Here is a 16,035-nt window from a genome sequence, read left to right as displayed (position 1 = left end):
CACGGGCCGCGCCGTCATTTCGATTTCAGGAAGATGTCGAGCCCGACCAGCCGGTCGAGCACAGCGATCGCAATCGCGGCACTTGCGATGAAGACCACGGATATGGCGGCGAGGTCCGGCGTGATGATCGAGCGGATGGAATTGTAGATCTGCACCGGCAGGGTGACGCTGCGCGCATCGACCAGCAGCAGGCTGACCAGGAACTCGTTCAGCGCCAGGATGAACATCAGCAGCGAGCCGGTGATGACGCCCGGTAAAACGGCGGGAAGCGTGATGTAGAGGAAGCGTTGCAACGGCGGCGCGCCGCAATTGGCGGCGGCCAGCTCCAGATCGGGGGAGAGGTTGCTGGCGCTCGCCGTCACCGCCCAGATCATGAAGGGAAGATTGATGACGCAGCAGGCGATGCCGACCGGCCAGAGCTTGCCGAGCACGCCCATGTTGCCGAACACCAGCATCATGCCGATGCCCGAGCCGATCAGCGGGATCGTGAACGGCAGGAGCAGGTAGATCTGGATGGAGCGTGCGAAGCGGACCCGGTACTTGGCCAGTGCAATGCCCGCCAGCGTGCCGACGGGGATGGAGACGAGCGTGCAGATGGTGGCGACGATCAGCGAGCGGACGAAGGCCTGCCGCAGGTCGCTCGCCTGCAGGATAGCCCCGTACCACTTGAGAGACAGGCCCTCCGGAGGGAAGGTGATGATGTTGCCGGCGGTGAACGAGGCGCCGAGCACGACGATCGTCGGCGCCGACAGCATGACGAGCGCGGTTGCGACGAAGGCCCAGATGACGGCGGACTTGCTGCGGCTACCGGTCATTTGCGCTCTCCCGTCATGGCGAGTGTACCGGCGCCGAAGAGCATGAAGACGAGGCCGACCAGCAGCGAGCCGACAGCGACCAGCATCAGGGAAAGGGTGGCGCCCATGCCCTGGTCGGAGGTGCGGAAGAACTGGTCGTAGATGGCGTTTGCGATGAAATCCTGCGTGCCGCCGCCGAGGATCGCCGGAATGGCGAAATCGGTGAGCGACAGGGTGACGACGACGAGACCGGCGCCGACGAGGCCAGGGCGGGCGAGCGGCAGGACGACATGGCGGAAGGTGCGCAGCCAGTTGGCCCCGAGCGAGCTTGCTGCTGATTCCAGCTCGGCCGGGATCGCCGTCAGCGCCGGCGCCAGCATCAGGACGGCGAAGGGCAGCATGTACTGGACGAGGCCGAAGAGCACGGCCGGATAGTTGTAGAGGAGCCGCATCGGGGCCACGCCGACGAGCCCGAGCGCCTCGTTGACCATGCCCTGGTTGCCGAGGATGATCAGCCATCCGTAGGCGCGCACCACCTGACCGATGAAGAAGGGCAGAAACAGCGCCACCAGCAGGAGCTTGCGCAGCGCCGAAGACGGCGTTCGCACCATCAGGTAGGCGTAGGGAAAGGCGAAGATCAGGGTAACGATCGTGACGATCACCGAGCCGAGCAGGCTGCGCCCGGCGACGGTGGCAAAAAAGCTCTCCGTCAGCGCCCGATGGTAGTTGGCAAGCGTCAGGTCTTCCGACATCAGGAAGGTTGAGGTGTCGAGAACGCGCAGGCTGGAATCGCCGATCTGGACGAGGCCCAGCACCAGGATGCCGACCAGCAGCACCGCCGGTGCCAGCATGAGATAGGGCAAGCCCTTCTCGAAGCGTGCCGGCCAGAGGCGGGCGGCGAGGCCTTCGAGCCCGTCCATGACGCGCCACGTCAATGGATAGGCGACACGGGATTTGCGCATCGTTTCCGTCCTGCTTCCAACTGCCCTGGAGGCCATGGCCTGATCTGCGGGTGCCTGCCCGCCAGGAGCCCCGCCGCGCACGAAGTCGCGGCGGGAAGTGCCGGCAATCAGCCCTGCATGATTTCCTTGAACTTGCCGAACCACTGGCTCTCGTTTTCGACCTGGGTCTTGGACGAGATGCGGATGAGGTGTTTGAAGTCCTCTTCTGTCGTCGGATAGGACGGGTCGCCGACAAGGTCGGCCGGCGGGGTCAGGCCGGGGACAACGCCCGGAAGGCCGAGACCGTCCAGCCAGACCTGCTGGGCTTCCTTGGTCAGGGCGTGGTTGATGTATTGCTTGGCCCAGTAGAGCTCGTTTTCCGGCAGGCCCTTGGGGATCCACAGGCCGTCGGTATCGAACTTGGCGCCTTCCTCGGGCACGACCCAGGCGAGCTCGATGCCGTTCTTCCTGGCTTCGCGGGCGTTGGTGGAAATCGTGCAGGCGGCGTCGATCTCGCCCTTCTGGAACCAGGTGGTGAAGTCCGGATCTTCACCCAGAAGCGGCTCCTGCGCCTTGATCTGCCTGATGAAGTCCCAGGCGGGCTGCATGTTGCCCGGAATGTCCTCCAGCTTGCCGCCGCCGGCGACCTGGGCGGGGAAGTGGAAGCCGATGCCGTCGTTATAGAGCGCGATGCGGCCCTTCAGCTTCGGGTCGAGCAGGTCCTTCCAGGACTTCGGCGCGCCGTTCGGGAAGGCCGAAGGGCGGTAGGCCAGCACGTAGACATAGCCGTAGGTGTTGACGATCGGATAGCCGTCCAGCCCGACCGGCTTGGCAAGCTCGGTGGTGTTCTTCAGGTTCGGAAGATCGGAAAGGTCTTCCGTGACGCCACGTAGAGCCGACTTGGTGGCATTCGTCGTGGTGTCCCAGTTGATGTGGATCGGCGGCACGCGATTCTGCGCGACCGCGGCCCAGACCTTCGGCTGGATCTCGTTGTCCTCGGTCAGGTCGTGGCGGACGGCGATGCCGGTCGCCTTGGTGAAGCTGTCGGACACGCCAGCCTTCAGGCTGTCGACCCAGCTGCCGCCCCAGGCGCGGACGATGATCTCCGCCGGCTTTTCCGGCTCCTGGGCAAAGGCCTTGCCGGTGCCGAACGTGGCAGATGCGCCAACGGCCGCCATCGAGGCTAGCAGCGTGCGGCGGCGGATTTCAGTGGTCAGGAATTTCTCATGTGACATCGTGCGTTCTCCTCTGGCCGAAACCTTCACTGGTTTACTTCTTGAAGACATGCATGTCCCGCGCATTCCATCCGAGGCAGACGGAATCGCCCGGGCTGAACTGCAGGTGGTTGACGGGATCGTGGTCGAAGACGCGGACGAGCTGGCCGCCAAGGCCCGGCACCCGCACCTCGTAGACGATGCGCTCGCCCTCGAAGATGGCATCGGCAACCGTGCCCTCGACGAGGGTCTCGAGATTGCCGAGTGCTTCTGCGTGCGGGGCGAGGCGGATCTGCTCGGCGCGGACGGCACCCGCGCAGGCGTCGCCGGCGGCCAACGTCTCTTCGACAGCGACGCCGGGAAGCGTGCGCCCATGGGCGCTGACCGATACCGAAGCGCCGTCGCGGGTGGCGACGATGCCCTCGATGAAATTGGTAACGCCGATGAAGTTGGCGACGAAGGCGTTGGCGGGGGCGCGGTAGGCGTGCACCGGCTCTGCCTTCTGCTGTATCAGGCCGCCTTCCATGACGATCACCTCGTCGGAGACGACGAGCGCCTCGCGCTGGTCATGGGTAACGTTGATGGTGGTGACGCCGAGTTCCTTCTGGATGCGGCGGAACTCCAGTTGCATCTCCTCGCGAAGCTTGCGGTCGAGCGCTGCGAGCGGCTCGTCGAGCAGGAGCAGGTCCGGCTCGAACACCAGTGCCCGGGCGATCGCCACGCGCTGCTGCTGGCCGCCGGACAGCTCGTTGATACGCCGGCCGCCGTAGCCGCCGAGGCGCACGAGATGGAGATAACGCTCGACCTTCCCGGGAATGGCGCGGGCATCGTGACGGCGCATCTTCAAGGGAAAGGCGACGTTTTCGGCCGCCGTCATGTGCGGGAACAGCGCCAGCTTCTGGAACACCATGCCGATCGCCCGGCGATGGGGCGGAACGGCGCTGACGGGGCGGTCGTTGATGTATATCTCGCCGCTGGTGGGCGCATCGAAGCCGGCGATCATGCGCAGGAGCGTCGTCTTTCCCGAACCGGAGGGGCCGAGGATGGTGAGGAACTTGCCCTTCGGCAGGTCGAAGGAAGCATTGCGCACGGCATGCACGTCACCGAAGACCATGCCGACGTCCCGGACGGAGACGGCGATGGAATCGCGGGGCTCGGCGGAAGCAACTGCCATCAATGTTTCCCCTGCCCTTACGGGCCTCGTTCGCTGCCGGCGGGCGTAGATAGGCCCATCGCCGATATTGAACTTGTCTATACAAATACGTACAAGCCGCGTCAACCGCATCTGCGCGTAAAATGTGCTTCTTTACGATCTGCCGTAATATTGTGCAGCGCACACGACCGAGCCTCCCGATCTCATATCGAAGCCAGGTAGCCGCCGTCCACCGGAATGCAGTGGCCGGTGATATAGGCTGCGGCATCGCTGCACAGAAAAATGACGACTCCGCCGATATCGCCCTCGCCGCCGAAGCGCCCTTGCGGGATCTTTGCCAGCATGCGCTCCTGCCAGGCCTCGTCCTCATAGAAGACTTCCGTCATGGCGGTGCGGAAATAGCCGGGCGCGATCGCGTTGACGCGAATGCCGTACGCGGCCCATTCCGTCGCCAGCGCACGGGTGATGCCGAGCAGGCCGGTCTTCGAGGCGCCGTAGGGAACGGCCGTCGGAATGCCGACGAAGGAAGTGAGCGAGCAGAGATTGACGATGGCCCCGCCGCCCCGCTCCGCCATGATGCGGCCTGCGGCGCGGGCGCAGAAGAAGGCGCCCTTGAGGTTGGTGTCGACTATGCTGTCCCACAGCGCCTCGTCGATGTCGAGCGAAAGCCGGACGCTCTCGAAGCCGGCATTGTTGATGAGGATGTCGAGTCCGCCGAGCGCCTCTGCCGCCTCCCCTACTGTCGCCATGGATGCGCCGACGTCGCGCACGTCCTGCGCCAGCGCCACGCATTTCGCGCCGGCCTGCTCGACCAGGGCGATCGTCTCGGAAAGTGACTGCAAATTCCGGGCGGTCGCGGCGATATCGGCGCCCGCTCCGGCCAGGGCCACGGCGATCGCCTGGCCGATGCCGCGGCTGGCGCCCGTCACCAGTGCGCGACGACCGGCGAGATCGAACAGGGGGCGGGGCATGGCGGCTCCTTTCATGGCTGGTTGCCGGATCACAGCATTAAACGCTTTACATGTCTATACATATGTACAGACTGGAGATGCCGGCCTATAGGCAGCTTCAAAACGATGCTCATGGAGAATACGCAAATGGCAGATCCTTCAAGCCTCATTCGCGAGGAGGTTCGCACCATTGCCCGCTACAATGCCGGCCTGACCATCGACGAGGTGCGCAGGCGTCATGGTGTCGAAGTGGTGGCCAAGCTCGGCTCGAACGAGAACCCGAACGGTCCCTCGGCAAGCGTCGCATCGGTGCTGTCGGCGTTCCATGAACTGGCGCGGCTCTATCCCGACCCGAGTGGGCGGGCGCTTGCGGCCGAGATCGCCCGCGGGTTCGCCGTGGAGGACGGCCAGGTAATCCTCGGCAACGGTTCGGAGGACCTGATCGCCGTCATCTGCCGTTCGGTGGTGCGCCCGGGCGATACGATCGCAACACTCTATCCGTCGTTCCCGCTGCACGAGGACTACACGGCGCTGATGGGCGGGCGGATCGATCGTGTCGTCGTGAAAGCGGACCTGACGATCGACGTCGACGCACTCGTGGCGGCGGCGCGCCGCAAGCCGCGCATGCTCTTGTTCGCCAATCCGATGAACCCGGTCGGTTCGTGGCTGACACCGGCGGAGCTCGACCGCGTGATCGCGGCAGTCGACCAGGATACGCTTGTCGTCGTCGACGAGGCCTATGCCGAATATGCTGCCGGCGAGGACTATCCCTCGGCGGTCGATTTGCTGCGCGACACGCCGCTGAACTGGGCCGTGCTTCGTACCTTCTCCAAAGCCTACGGGCTGGCTGGCCTTCGCATCGGCTACGGCATTGCGAGCTCGGCCGCACTCTGCAGCTTCTTCGACCGCGCCCGGACGCCGTTCAACACCAACGCCGTCGCCCAGGCGGCGGCACTTGCCGCGCTTGCCGCCCCGGGGCATCTCGGCCTTTCGGTCGCCATGGCGCTGTCCGAGCGGGATCGGATCGGGCAGGCGCTGCTCGACCTCGGCTACCGGGTCGCGCCGTCGAAGTGCAACTTCTTGTTCTTCGACGCCGGCCGGGATGCGACGGTGCTTGCAGAGGCGTTGCTCGCGCGCGGCGTCATCGTCAAGCCGTGGAAGCAACCAGGTTTCGAAACCTTCGTCCGCGTCAGCATCGGCAGCCCGGTCGAGAACGACCACTTCCTCGCAGCGCTCGCAGCGGTGAGCCCTGCATAATCTGCCGCAACAATACTCGCGGTGCGAGTCTATTGCTTGTCCGTATTCGCCATGGCCCCCAACAGCTTCGGCAGGTCGCCGAAGCGGGCGACGAGGCCGAAGATCAGGGCGGCGATCGCCACGAACAGGATCGTCACCGACGCCATGGTCGGCGTGTAGCCGTAGCGCAGCGCGTTGAAGATCTTGATCGGCAGCGTCTCCATGGTGAACCCGACCGTCATGTAGGCGACGATGTATTCGTTCAGCGACAAGACGAAGGCGAAGGCATAGCCCGAGACGAGGTAGGGCAGGATCAGCGGCAGCACGACGGTGCGGAAGATCGTCCGGTCGTCGGCGCCCATGGTCGCGGCCGCCTCGACCAGCGAACGGTCGATCGAGGAGAAGCCGAGCGACAGCGTCACCAAAGGCAGGGTGACGAAGAAGATCGCGTGACTGATCGCCGCCGTCCAGGGCTGGCCGTAGAAGCCGGTCGTGGCCCAGAAGGTGAGCAGGCCGAGCGCGGTAATGACCGGCGGAAGGGTGAAGGGCGCGATGCCGAGAAGCTGGAAGATGTTGGCCCAGGGCGCATGTCGCCGCCAAAGGAACCAGGCGAGCGGCAGCGCGATCGCAAGCGCCAGTGCCGCCGAGACCGCGGCGAGCGTAATCGAGGCGAGAAGTGCGTTGCGCCACTCCGGATTGGCGAAGATCTCGCCATACCAGGAGAGCGAGAAGCCTTGCGGCGGAAAGGCGAGCGTCTGCTTCTCGTTGACCGAGACGCCGGCGACGACGATCAGCGGCAGCGACAGGAACAGTCCGACGAGGCCGAGATAGAGGCGCTGGAGAAACGTGGTCATGCGGCTTCTCCCTTGCGGGTGGCGATGAGCGTCAGCCCGACGAGGCCGAGCGTGACGAGCACGAGGAACACGGCCATGGCGGCGGCAAACGGCATGTTGGACTGATAGATCGCCTGGTCGGTGATCAGGACCGACAAGGTCCAATGCTGCGGTCGGCCGAGGATCTGCGGCAGCAGGTAGGAGCCGAGCGCGAAGATGAATACCATGATCAGTGTCGCGACGATGGTGTTGCGCAGCGCCGGCACGACGACGGTGAAGAACGACTTGACCGGCGACGCGCCGAGCGTGCGCGCGGCCTCCGTCAGCGTCGGGTCGAGCCGGACGAGTGCGGGATAGAGTACCAGCACGGTATAGGGCAGCGCCTGGTAGACCATCGCCGTCAGCACCGCGCCGAAGCTCGGGTTCAGCGCCACCGGTTCGCTCATCAGCCCGATGGCGACGAGAAGGTTGGTGATGCCCGCCGTGCGCGAGAACAGCGTCGACCAGGCGAAGCCGATGATGACCTCGGAAAGCGAAAGCACCGACAGCAGCGCAACGAGCCACAGGACCTGCGTCCTGCGGCGGGCGCGCGACAAGAGGTAGGTGAAGGGAACGGCGATCACGACGCAGCAGATTGCCACTGTCACTGCCAGAAACAGCGAGAAGCCCAGCACCTTGCCGAAGAACAGGCTGAGGAAGCGGGCATAGTTGTCGAACACGAAGGCCGTCGAATAGAAGCCGGCCGGATCGCGCTGGAAGAAGGACACCGCGATCATCGTCGCGAACGGGATGACGAAGAAGACGATCAGCATGCCTGCCGGAAACAGCAGCGGCCCGTAGTCGGCCAGTCTCTGCGGCGCTTCGCGTCTCATGACTTCAGCACCACGCAGGCATCGGACGAGAGCTTGATGCCGACGTCCTGGCCGACGCTCACGTCCGGGCGCGCGTTCGGCATGGAAACGGCGACGATCTGCTTGCCGCCGCCCTCGACGAAGGTCTCGATCGTGCCGCCGAGGTCGCGCACGAAGGTGACCTTCGCGTCAATCGCGCCATGGCCGGGCGCGGTCAGGTGAACGTCCTCGGGGCGCACGGAAAGCACGCCCCTGGAAAGGCCTGCGGGAACGGCGAGGTTCTCCACCACCGTGCCAAGCACCGTGGCGCGGCCGGCGCTGTCTGCGGAGAAGTCGATGAGGTTCGTCATGCCGATGAAGTCGGCGACGAAGGTATCGGCGGGGCGACGGTAGATCTCGACCGGGGCCGCCGCCTGGCGGATCTCGCCGCTGTTCATAACGACGACGGTGTCGGCCATGGTCATGGCTTCCCGCTGGTCGTGGGTAACGACGATCGTGGTGATGCCGAGGCGCTGCTGCAACTGGCGCAATTCCACCTGCATGGCCTCGCGCAGCTTCGCATCGAGCGCGGAAAGCGGCTCGTCCAGCAGGAACAGCTTCGGCGAGATCGCCAGTGCGCGCGCAATGGCGACGCGCTGCCGCTGGCCGCCGGAGAGCTTTGCCACCGGCCGATCTGCATAGCCGGACAGATGGATCATCGACAGAAGCTCGTCGACGCGCTTCTTCTGGTCTTCCTTGCCGACGCCGCGGATGCGTAGCGAATAGGCGATGTTCTCGCCTACCGTCAGATGCGGGAACAGCGCCAGCGACTGGAACACCATGCCGAGGTCACGCTTGTGCGTCGGCACCCGCGTGATGTCGGCGCCGTCCAGCCGGATCGCACCGTCCGTCGGCAGGTCCAGCCCGGCGATCATGCGCATCAGCGTGGTCTTGCCGCAGCCGGACGGACCCAGCAGACAGACGAAGGTGCCGTGCGGAACGGTGAGATCGACATTCTTCACAGCGGTGAAAGTGCCGAATTCCTTGGTGACGTTCTGGAGTGTCAGGCCGGACATGTGGTCTCCGCTCTACAGTTCTGCGAGCCTTCGGGTTTTGGACTGCCCCTCACCCTAACCCATGCGCTGAGGCTGCCGTTTGTTCCTTCTCCCCGTTCACGGGGAGAAGGTGGCCGGCAGGCCGGATGAGGGGCTGCGACCTCAGCCGACGATCAGTTCGGTCCACTTCTGGTTCAGCCAGTCGGACTTCGTCTGGTACATGTCGTAGCGCGGGATGATCGGCTCGATGTCGGAGGAGACGGCGGCGAATTCCGCATCCGTCAGGTCGAGCAGGTCGCGCCTGACCGTCGGCGCCGTGCCGACCTTGCGCGACAGCGTCGCCTGGATCGCCGGCTGGCTCATGTAATCGATGAAGACATGCGCTTCCTCGACCTTCTCCGAAGCGCGCGACAGCGCCCAGCAACCGGAATCCTGGATGCCGCCTTCCTTCGGGAAGGTGGAGCGGACCGGGTGGCCGTCGGCGGCGGCAAGACCCGTGACGTCATGGTAATACTGGCCCATCGGGATCTCACCCGATTTCAGCGCCTGCTCGAACTGGGCTTCGTCGCGATACCAGAGCGCCACGTTCGGCTTGACTTCGGCGAGCTTGTCGAAAGCCTTCAGGATGCCTTCCTCGGTGTCGAGCACATTTGTGCCGCCGAGGAAGGTCTTGGCGGTCACTTCCAGCAGGAACGAATTGGAGACGAGCGCCAGAAGGCCGAGCTTGTCGGCGTTCGCCGGATCCCAGAAGGCCGCCCAGCTCTCCGGCGCTTCCTTGAAGACGGCGGTGTTGGTGACGAGCGTGATGTACCAGGCCACGGCACCGATGCCGGCAACTCGGCCATCCGGATACTTGTTGACGAAGCGCTCGATCAGGTTGGCGCCATTCTTGATCTTGCCCATGTCCAACGGCGCCCAGAGCTCGGTCGCCTGTCCCTTGAGCATGGCGACCTGCGACATCATCGAGACGTCGGCCGGAGCTTGGCCGGCGCGTGCAGCCTGCTCGAGCTGGACCAGCCAGGCTTCGCCCGTCGGTTCCGCGATCGATTCTATGGCGATGCCGGTCGCCTTGGTGAATTCGGGGAAGATGTTCTTGTCGAACGAATCCTTGAAGTATCCGCCGTAGACGCCGACCTTCAGGGACTTTTCCTGCGCGCGCAGGATCGACGGCATCGCCAGAAGCGACGCGCCCGCCATGCCGGCGCCAAGCACGCCGCGGCGGCTCACGGTGGCGTTGAGAATATCACGCATTGTCCTTACTCCATTCTTTGCCAGACGGCTTCCGGCCGCCGGGTTGTTCCCATTTTATATTGCAAGTCAAGCCTTGGCGATGACGGAAGGGCTGAACACCATCAGGCTCAGGATTTCGAACAGCACCTGGGCGCCGGCATGCGCGGTGTTGGTGGTGGCGTCATATTGCGGGGCGACCTCGACGACGTCGCCGCCGACGAGATTGATGCCCTTCAGCCCGCGCACCAGTTCCAGCACTTCGCGGGTGGTCAGGCCGCCGATCTCCGGCGTTCCCGTTCCCGGCGCGAAGCTCGGGTCGAGGCTGTCGATGTCGAAGGAGAGGTAGGTCGGGCCGTCGCCGACGATCGCCTTCGCCTTCTCGATGATCGCGGGGATACCCATGCCGGAGACGTCCTCGGCATGGATGACGGTCATGCCGGATTCATAGGAGAACTCCCAGAGATATTCCGACGACCCGCGGATGCCGATCTGGATCGTGCGCGTCGGGTCGAGGACGCCGTCGAGCACGGCGTTGCGGAACGGGCCGCCGTGATGGAACTTGGTGCCGTCGAAGGAGCCGCTCGTGTCGCAATGAGCGTCGATGTGGATCATCCCGACCGGCCTGTCCTTGCCGACCGCCTTCATGATCGGATGGGTGATCGAATGGTCGCCGCCGACGGCGAGCGGGATCACGCCGGCGTCGACGATCTGGTTGAAGCGCTTCTCGATATCCTCATGGCTCATCTCCAGCCGGTAGCGGCTGCGGAAGGGAACGTCGCCGATGTCGGCCACGCGCAGTTCCTGCACCGGGGCGCAGTCGAGTACATGGTTGTAGGGGCCGATGCGCTCGATCGTGCGCATGGCGCGCGGCCCGAAGCGCGAGCCGGGGCGGTTCGTGACGCCCAGGTCCATCGGAACACCGGTGATCGCCACCTGCAGATTACCGAAGTCCGGGTTCTCGGCGTCAACCGGCATATGCGGTGCGGACAGGAATGTCGGCACGCCGGCAAATGGCGCCAATCGCGTGCCGCTCTTGGAGAAGATCTTGTCGGCGACCTTGCGGAAGGCCGGATCGAAGATGTCGCCGCCGTGTCCGTCGCCGAATTTCTCCCGCAATGCCTGGAGCTTGCTGTCGTCGAATGCCATCGTCCGCCTCGCTTCTGGTCGCAATAGGGCAAGCGGGGGAGCCTGGTCTGGCTGCCGATAGTGTCGTTCCCCCGGGCTTTTGCCCTTGTTGTCATGATTACGTCGCAAAACGGCTAGAAAATCAATTGACAATGTTATAGCTTTTTATGTGAGAAAATTTCACATAAGAATCCGTCCCGATCGCCATGTCGAACCGACTGCCGCCCCTCAATCCGTTGCGCGCCTTCGAGGCGGCGGCCCGGCGTGGTTCGGTCACGGCCGCGGCCCGCGAACTCAACGTGACGCATGGCGCCGTCAGCCACCAGATCCGGGCGCTCGAGGAATCGCTTGGCGCCGTTCTGTTCGAGCGCGGCGGCAAGCGGTTGAAGCTGACGTCGCAGGGCGCGCTGCTTTTGCCGGCGGTGACGGAGGCCTTCGGCGGCATCGCGGCCGCCACGGCCCTGATGAAGCGCCCGGCGACGAGCGGTTCGCTCACGATCACCTGCGTGCCGGCCCTCCTCTCGTTCTGGATCGTCCCGCGCCTCAACCGCTTCACCGAGCAGTATCCCGACGTGAAGCTGAGCCTTGTCGCCGCCAACGAACCGGCGCAGATCTTCTCGCGCGACGTCGACGTGTCGATCCTCTATGGGGACGGCAATTGGCCCGACTGCTGGACCCGTCTCTGGAGCCATCTGCGGCTTTTCCCGATCGCAAGCCCGACCCTGCTCAACAGCAGGCCACTTCGTTCCGTGCGCGATCTCTCCGACCACATGTTGTTGCACGGCGATCGTGACGGGCGGGAGTGGAACACCTGGTTCGCCGCGGCCGATGCGGTCGATCTCGCCAGGGGGCAGCAGCTCTTCACCAGCGACGCGCGTCTTTCCACCGAGGCGGCACTTCACGGGCAAGGAATCGCGCTCGGCGACACGATCACCGCGGCAAGCCTGATCGCGCGCGGCGAACTGGTCGTGCCGTTCGACCTATCGGTTCCCGCAAACGATGCCTTTTATGTCGCCTGCCGACAGGAGGTGCGCGCAGCACCCATCGTCAAGGTCTTCATCGACTGGCTGTTCGCCTCGCTCCAGGAGGATGGCCTGCCCGAGCCGCAGACGTCCGCGCGCATGCTGTTGCGCACGCGCGGCGGCCGCACCGGCGAAGGCTATCAACCGGTTTCCTCGCCGCGTACACGTCCACACGACAACACTCGAAAAAGCAAGACACGCGCCTGAGGCGTCTATCCCTTGCAAGGACCTATCCCATGCCCAGATTCAATCCCCTCGTTGCGAACCTTGCTGCGCCGCCCATCCCCACCGTGTTTGCCTGGGGCAGAAGCTATGACGGCAGCAAGGGGCCGATGATCGACCTGTCGCAGGCGGTGCCCGGCTATCCCGCCCATCCGGAAATGCTGCGCCGGCTCGGAGAATATGCGGCCTCCACCGCCTATACCGGCTACGGCCCGATCGAGGGGGAGGATGCGCTTAGGCAGGCCTATGGCGCCCATGTCGCCTCCGTCTACGGTGCTGCGCTCGGCGCCGAGAACATCCACGTGACGGCCGGCTGCAACCAGGCCTTCATCTGTGCCGCAATGGCGGTCGCAGGCGCCGGCGATACGGTGCTGATGACCGATCCCTACTATTTCAACCAGGAGACCACACTTGCGATGCTGGGCGTGAAGGTGAGGCTGGCACCTTGCGATCCCGACAACGGCTTCCAGCCCGATCTCGCCGCGATCGAGGCGGCGATGACACCGGATGTCCGCGCGCTTGCGCTCGTCTCGCCTAACAATCCGACAGGTGCGGTCTATTCGCCGGAGCTTCTTTCCACCGTGTTCGATCTCTGCCAAGCGCGCGGCGTCTGGCTCATTCTGGACGAAACCTACCGCGACTTCCTGCCCGAGGCCGGCGTTCGCCCGCACGGCTTGTTCGACAAGGCCGGCTGGCAGGACACGCTGATCGGTCTCTACAGCTTCTCTAAGGCGTTCTGCATTCCGGGGCACCGGCTGGGCGCCATCACCGCGAGCCCTTCGGTCGTGGAGCAGGTGGCCAAGGTCATGGACAACGTGCAGATCTGCCCGCCGCGATCACCACAGGCCGCCGTCGCAGAGGCGCTGCCGCTTCTTTCCACATGGCGCGAGGAGAACCGGCTGGAGATCGCCCGTCGCGCAACGGCGCTGAAGGAGACGATGGAGGGGCTGAACGGCTGGTCGATCGGTGCCGTCGGCGCCTATTTCTCCTTCATCCGCCATCCTTTCCCAGAAAGGACGTCGACGGAGGTTGCCGAGAGGCTGGCAAAGGAAGCCGGCATCCTCTGCCTCCCCGGCAGCTATTTCGGCCCGGGGCAGGAACGCTACCTGCGCTTTGCCTTCGCCAACGCAGGCGCGCCGACGATCGGACTCCTGCGACAGCGGCTACAGGAATTCGGCGGTCCGGTGTGAGCCGATCCGCGGCGATCCCCGAAGCGCGGCGCGGTCCTTCGGGTTCGCGCCCCGCACTTCCGGGGTTTGACAAGGCGGAAGACAGGGCGGGCGGTAGGATGGAGGGCATATAAGAGCGACGTCATTTATCCCCAAGCGGGTACCTACTACTCCGACTTTGCATATTGCCAATCGCTTCGATTGAGTGGACCCTCACTTCCGGCACTGGCGTGGGAGGCGCCTTGATGGACACCACGCTGGAAATCATCGGACAGGAGGAACTCGACAACGCCTCGATCGAGCGGAGTGTTCTCTTTCAGATCAAGCGCTCCCAGTCCCTCCTGGCACGTCGCTTCCAGATGCGTTTTGCCCCCTTTGGTGTCACGCCCGGCGAATACGGCGTGTTGTTGTTGGTCGCGACCAACCCGGGCCGCAAGCAGACGGAAATTGCCGATGCGCTCGGCATCCAGCGCGCCAACTTCGTGCCCCTGATCAATGCGCTCGAGCGCAGGCTTCTGACCGAGCGGCGGCCGTCGCCGCAAGACAGGCGCTCCAATGCGTTGTACCTCACCCCCGCAGGCGAGGAATTCGTCGAGCAGATCTGCCAGGCCGAGGCGCGATTCGAGGCGGAATGCACCGCCCGGCTCGGGGGACGCGAAGCGCGGGAAGCCTTAATTCTCTTGCTGTCCCGGCTGGCCATATGATGGCCAATGGCCGCCCGGCTGCCGGTTTTTGGCTTAAGCCGAGGAAATGACTCTGTGTCCCACGGCGCTCCGGCCCAGCCCCGGCCAAATATGCCTTGACGGCAACCGGGAATCGCCGCACCGTCCCTAACGGAAAATGATGTTCAATTCGGTTTTTCCCGTAACCTTGGCATCTGCCTGTTACATCGACCGTACGACGTATGCGCATGGGCGCGAAAGGGCCGGTGCTGACTTCTATCCCTCCGGTCTGCCCGGCAGGGCGGGATACGGACGGGACGCAACCGGATGGGAGAAGGACGCGGATGGCGATGTCGCCGAACATGACGACGGGTGCGGAACCGACCGCCGACGAGGCGATCGCCTCCGACGCGCGCATTCTGTCGGCCCAGCTCAAGTCCATGCGCGAGCGCTTCTTTCCGCCGACCGCACGGAAGGTGTTGCGCAGCTTCACGTCCGGCGAGGCGGCACGGCTGATCGGTGTTTCCGACGGCTATCTTCGCCAACTCTCGCTGGCGGGCGAGGGACCGCAGCCCGACACGGGACCGGGCGGGCGCCGCTTCTATTCCCTGACCGACATCAACGCGCTGCGCGCGCACCTTGCCGACCAGGCCCTTTCCAAGGGCAACCGGGCCAAGGCCCGCGGCTATCGCAAGTGGCGTGACGGCGCCAGCGGCGAACACCTGCAGGTGATTGCGGTGACGAACTTCAAGGGCGGCTCCGGAAAGACGACGTCGGCTGCGCATCTGGCGCAGTATCTCGCCCTTGCGGGCTATCGCGTCCTCGCCGTCGACCTCGATCCGCAAGCCTCCCTGTCGGCCCTGTTCGGCTACCAGCCTGAGATCGACCTGGAGGGCAACGACACGCTCTACGGCGCGATCCGCTATGACGACGAAGCGCGGCCGCTGAAGGATATCATCCGCAAGACCTACTTCGACGGCCTCGATCTCGTTCCGGGAAACCTCGAACTGCAGGAGTTCGAGCATGTGACGCCGCGGGCGCTGGCCAGCCGGCAGACGATGGCGCCGGGGCAGCCGCTGTTCTTTGCGCGGGTGCACGCGGCCCTGCGGACGGTGGAACAGGACTACGACGTCGTCGTGCTCGATTGCCCGCCGCAGCTCGGCTACCTCACTTTGTCCGCCCTGTGCGCATCGACGTCCGTGCTCGTCACCGTGCACCCGCAGATGCTCGATGTCGCCTCGATGAACCAGTTTCTGTTTATGACGTCCGACCTCCTGGGCGTGGTGCGCGAGGCGGGCGGCCGGCTGAACTTCGATTTCCTGCGTTACCTCGTCACCCGCTTCGAGCCCAATGACGGACCGCAGGCGCAGATCGTCGGACTGATGCGCTCGCTGTTTGCGGACCGCGTGCTGACCTCGCCGATGGTGAAGTCGACAGCGGTCTCGGATGCGGGCCTGACCAAGGAGACGCTCTACGAGGTGGGGCGGGAGAATTTCACCCGCGCGACCTACGATCGGGCGATGGAAAGCATGAACGCCGTTAACGCCGAAATCGAAGGGCTGATACTGCGGGCCTGGGGGCGCGGCGCATAGCAATTGC

Annotated in this window: 15 protein-coding genes; 5 read left to right on the top strand and 10 right to left on the bottom strand. The window is 64.8% G+C overall.

From position 1 onward, the window contains the following. Positions 1-14: 14 nt before the first annotated feature. The 5 genes from GGQ64_RS18310 to GGQ64_RS18290 all read right to left on the bottom strand — a co-directional run bounded on the left by GGQ64_RS18310 (position 15) and on the right by GGQ64_RS18290 (position 5,073). On the bottom strand, positions 15-815 hold the full coding sequence (locus tag GGQ64_RS18310; protein ID WP_183806743.1) for an ABC transporter permease: 801 nt from the start codon (positions 813-815) through the stop codon (positions 15-17). Continuing rightward, positions 812-1,756, bottom strand: coding sequence for an ABC transporter permease (locus GGQ64_RS18305; protein WP_183806742.1), 945 nt, complete (start codon positions 1,754-1,756; stop codon positions 812-814). The genes GGQ64_RS18310 and GGQ64_RS18305 overlap by 4 nt, the downstream gene beginning before the upstream one ends. 107 nt (positions 1,757-1,863) lie before the next feature. Then, a complete protein-coding gene (locus GGQ64_RS18300) occupies positions 1,864-2,970 on the bottom strand; it encodes an ABC transporter substrate-binding protein (RefSeq protein WP_183806741.1) in 1,107 nt (368 codons plus the stop codon). Positions 2,971-3,004: 34 nt separating this feature from the next. After that, on the bottom strand, positions 3,005-4,123 hold the full coding sequence (locus tag GGQ64_RS18295; RefSeq protein ID WP_183806740.1) for an ABC transporter ATP-binding protein: 1,119 nt from the start codon (positions 4,121-4,123) through the stop codon (positions 3,005-3,007). Positions 4,124-4,305: 182 nt separating this feature from the next. Further along, positions 4,306-5,073, bottom strand: coding sequence for an SDR family NAD(P)-dependent oxidoreductase (locus GGQ64_RS18290; RefSeq protein WP_183806739.1), 768 nt, complete (start codon positions 5,071-5,073; stop codon positions 4,306-4,308). A gap of 126 nt (positions 5,074-5,199) precedes the next feature. On the opposite strand from GGQ64_RS18290, the gene GGQ64_RS18285 reads away from it, so the two are divergent. Beyond that, positions 5,200-6,309 carry a histidinol-phosphate transaminase gene (locus GGQ64_RS18285; RefSeq protein WP_183806738.1) on the top strand — a complete coding sequence of 370 codons (1,110 nt, stop codon included), beginning with the start codon at positions 5,200-5,202 and terminating at the stop codon, positions 6,307-6,309. Between the two features lie 29 nt (positions 6,310-6,338). Here the strand turns inward: GGQ64_RS18285 and GGQ64_RS18280 are convergent, their stop codons facing one another. The 5 genes from GGQ64_RS18280 to speB form a co-directional block, all read right to left on the bottom strand. Further along, positions 6,339-7,142 (bottom strand): ABC transporter permease, encoded by an 804-nt coding sequence (locus GGQ64_RS18280; protein WP_183806737.1) that lies wholly within the window; start codon positions 7,140-7,142, stop codon positions 6,339-6,341. Beyond that, positions 7,139-7,993, bottom strand: a complete 855-nt coding sequence (locus tag GGQ64_RS18275; protein ID WP_183806736.1) for an ABC transporter permease — start codon at positions 7,991-7,993, stop codon at positions 7,139-7,141. Before GGQ64_RS18275 ends, GGQ64_RS18280 begins: the two co-directional genes overlap by 4 nt. Then, a complete protein-coding gene (locus tag GGQ64_RS18270) occupies positions 7,990-9,027 on the bottom strand; it encodes an ABC transporter ATP-binding protein (RefSeq protein WP_183806735.1) in 1,038 nt (345 codons plus the stop codon). The genes GGQ64_RS18275 and GGQ64_RS18270 overlap by 4 nt, the downstream gene beginning before the upstream one ends. A gap of 141 nt (positions 9,028-9,168) precedes the next feature. Then, positions 9,169-10,257, bottom strand: coding sequence for an ABC transporter substrate-binding protein (locus tag GGQ64_RS18265; protein WP_210300310.1), 1,089 nt, complete (start codon positions 10,255-10,257; stop codon positions 9,169-9,171). A gap of 66 nt (positions 10,258-10,323) precedes the next feature. Beyond that, positions 10,324-11,382, bottom strand: a complete 1,059-nt coding sequence (gene speB / locus GGQ64_RS18260) for an agmatinase (RefSeq protein ID WP_183806734.1) — start codon at positions 11,380-11,382, stop codon at positions 10,324-10,326. Positions 11,383-11,567: 185 nt separating this feature from the next. Between speB and gcvA the strand changes: the two genes are divergently transcribed. From gcvA to repA, 4 genes are all read left to right on the top strand, one after another. Next, positions 11,568-12,590, top strand: a complete 1,023-nt coding sequence (gene gcvA / locus GGQ64_RS18255; protein WP_183806733.1) for a transcriptional regulator GcvA — start codon at positions 11,568-11,570, stop codon at positions 12,588-12,590. 29 nt (positions 12,591-12,619) lie between these two features. Beyond that, positions 12,620-13,795: an aminotransferase gene (locus tag GGQ64_RS18250; RefSeq protein WP_183806732.1), complete on the top strand. Its 1,176-nt coding sequence runs from the start codon at positions 12,620-12,622 to the stop codon at positions 13,793-13,795. A 224-nt stretch (positions 13,796-14,019) separates the two neighbouring features. After that, positions 14,020-14,478 carry a MarR family winged helix-turn-helix transcriptional regulator gene (locus GGQ64_RS18245; protein WP_183806731.1) on the top strand — a complete coding sequence of 153 codons (459 nt, stop codon included), beginning with the start codon at positions 14,020-14,022 and terminating at the stop codon, positions 14,476-14,478. Between the two features lie 302 nt (positions 14,479-14,780). Further along, positions 14,781-16,028, top strand: coding sequence for a plasmid partitioning protein RepA (gene repA / locus GGQ64_RS18240; protein ID WP_183806730.1), 1,248 nt, complete (start codon positions 14,781-14,783; stop codon positions 16,026-16,028). Positions 16,029-16,035: the final 7 nt, after the last annotated feature.

Origin of the sequence: Mycoplana azooxidifex (assembly GCF_014196765.1) — a bacterium.
Taxonomy (GTDB): Bacteria; Pseudomonadota; Alphaproteobacteria; order Rhizobiales; family Rhizobiaceae; genus Mycoplana; species Mycoplana azooxidifex.
The sequence above is the reverse complement of the archived record's forward strand: the minus strand, read 5'-3'. Positions and strand labels throughout refer to the sequence as shown.

Excerpts from the sequence above, each read along its gene's own strand:
- GGQ64_RS18310 (WP_183806743.1), bottom strand. The coding sequence starts at position 815 with ATGACCGGTAGCCGCAGCAAGTCCGCCGTCATCTGGGCCTTCGTCGCA.
- GGQ64_RS18305 (WP_183806742.1), bottom strand. The coding sequence starts at position 1,756 with ATGCGCAAATCCCGTGTCGCCTATCCATTGACGTGGCGCGTCATGGAC.
- GGQ64_RS18300 (WP_183806741.1), bottom strand. The coding sequence starts at position 2,970 with ATGTCACATGAGAAATTCCTGACCACTGAAATCCGCCGCCGCACGCTG.
- GGQ64_RS18295 (WP_183806740.1), bottom strand. The coding sequence starts at position 4,123 with ATGGCAGTTGCTTCCGCCGAGCCCCGCGATTCCATCGCCGTCTCCGTC.
- GGQ64_RS18290 (WP_183806739.1), bottom strand. The coding sequence starts at position 5,073 with ATGCCCCGCCCCCTGTTCGATCTCGCCGGTCGTCGCGCACTGGTGACG.
- GGQ64_RS18285 (WP_183806738.1), top strand. The coding sequence starts at position 5,200 with ATGGCAGATCCTTCAAGCCTCATTCGCGAGGAGGTTCGCACCATTGCC.
- GGQ64_RS18280 (WP_183806737.1), bottom strand. The coding sequence starts at position 7,142 with ATGACCACGTTTCTCCAGCGCCTCTATCTCGGCCTCGTCGGACTGTTC.
- GGQ64_RS18275 (WP_183806736.1), bottom strand. The coding sequence starts at position 7,993 with ATGAGACGCGAAGCGCCGCAGAGACTGGCCGACTACGGGCCGCTGCTG.
- GGQ64_RS18270 (WP_183806735.1), bottom strand. The coding sequence starts at position 9,027 with ATGTCCGGCCTGACACTCCAGAACGTCACCAAGGAATTCGGCACTTTC.
- GGQ64_RS18265 (WP_210300310.1), bottom strand. The coding sequence starts at position 10,257 with ATGCGTGATATTCTCAACGCCACCGTGAGCCGCCGCGGCGTGCTTGGC.
- speB (WP_183806734.1), bottom strand. The coding sequence starts at position 11,382 with ATGGCATTCGACGACAGCAAGCTCCAGGCATTGCGGGAGAAATTCGGC.
- gcvA (WP_183806733.1), top strand. The coding sequence starts at position 11,568 with ATGTCGAACCGACTGCCGCCCCTCAATCCGTTGCGCGCCTTCGAGGCG.
- GGQ64_RS18250 (WP_183806732.1), top strand. The coding sequence starts at position 12,620 with ATGCCCAGATTCAATCCCCTCGTTGCGAACCTTGCTGCGCCGCCCATC.
- GGQ64_RS18245 (WP_183806731.1), top strand. The coding sequence starts at position 14,020 with ATGGACACCACGCTGGAAATCATCGGACAGGAGGAACTCGACAACGCC.
- repA (WP_183806730.1), top strand. The coding sequence starts at position 14,781 with ATGGCGATGTCGCCGAACATGACGACGGGTGCGGAACCGACCGCCGAC.